This window comes from Pseudomonas sp. Pseusp97, from assembly GCF_047304025.1.
Classification (GTDB): domain Bacteria; phylum Pseudomonadota; class Gammaproteobacteria; order Pseudomonadales; family Pseudomonadaceae; genus Pseudomonas.
The window spans coordinates 1-977 of the sequence record NZ_JBGLYK010000449.1 but is presented as its reverse complement, the minus strand read 5'-3'; the positions used below and the strand labels follow the sequence as shown (position 1 = coordinate 977).

At 70.0% G+C, this 977-nt stretch carries 1 protein-coding gene; it reads right to left on the bottom strand.

The annotated features are described in order from the left end of the window. Positions 1-977 (bottom strand): cobaltochelatase subunit CobN (locus ACCC94_RS29800; protein ID WP_413353184.1); only part of this gene is annotated, 977 nt, incomplete at both ends.

Below are 977 nucleotides of genomic sequence, written 5' to 3'. Positions count from 1 at the left end.
GAACGAAGCGGCCGTCGAGGCCGGCGAGCAGATGGCCGATCTCGCTGGCGCCGCAGGCGTCCAGGGCCGGTGCGATCTGCTGGTGAAGTTGCGCCAGGACCGCCGCGCTGGCGCTTCCGGGAGCGCTGGCGAGGCCGTCGATCAGACGCAGGGCGAACAGCTCCAGGCGCTCGCGGGTGTCGCCGTTGCTGCGCCAGGGCTCGTCGCTCACGGCGAGCAGCACATCCGGGCGCGGGCCTTCCCACGCGTCGGCGAAAGCCTCGTCCAGCGGGTCGCGACCCAGTTGCAGGTCTTCGCTCAGCGCGCGCAGAAGGCTGGCGTTTCCGCCGCGCCCGTCACCGCGCGGGATGCGCACCAGCGACAGCAAGGTGTCGCGGCGCAACTCGCCCATGGGCGATTCGCCGAACACATGCAGGCCATCGCGAATCTGCGACTCCTTGAGGTCGCACAGGTAAGCGTCCAGCTGCGGCAGCCAGCTTTCCGCATCGTCGCTCAACTGCAGGCCCAGCTCGCGGTCCAGCGAGGTTTCGCGCACCAGCGTGAGGATGTCGCCGCGCAATTCAGAGGCGCGGCGTGGGTCGAGCAGGGAGGCGTCGTAGTACTCGTCGGCCAGGCGTTCGAGGTCGCGCAGCGGGCCGTAGTTTTCCGCGCGGGTCAGCGGCGGCATCAGGTGGTCGATGATCACCGCCTGGGCGCGGCGCTTGGCCTGTGCGCCTTCGCCGGGGTCGTTGACGATGAACGGGTAGAGGTTCGGCAACGGGCCGAGGATCGCGTCCGGCCAGCATTCCTCGGAGAGCCCGACGCCCTTGCCCGGCAGCCATTCCAGGTTGCCGTGCTTGCCGACATGGATCACCGCGTCGGCGCCGAACACTTCGCGCAGCCAGAAGTAGAAGGCCAGGTAGCCGTGGGGCGGCACCAGCGAGGGGTCGTGGTAGATCGCCGCGGCGTCGAGCTGGTAGCCGCGCGCCGGCTGGATG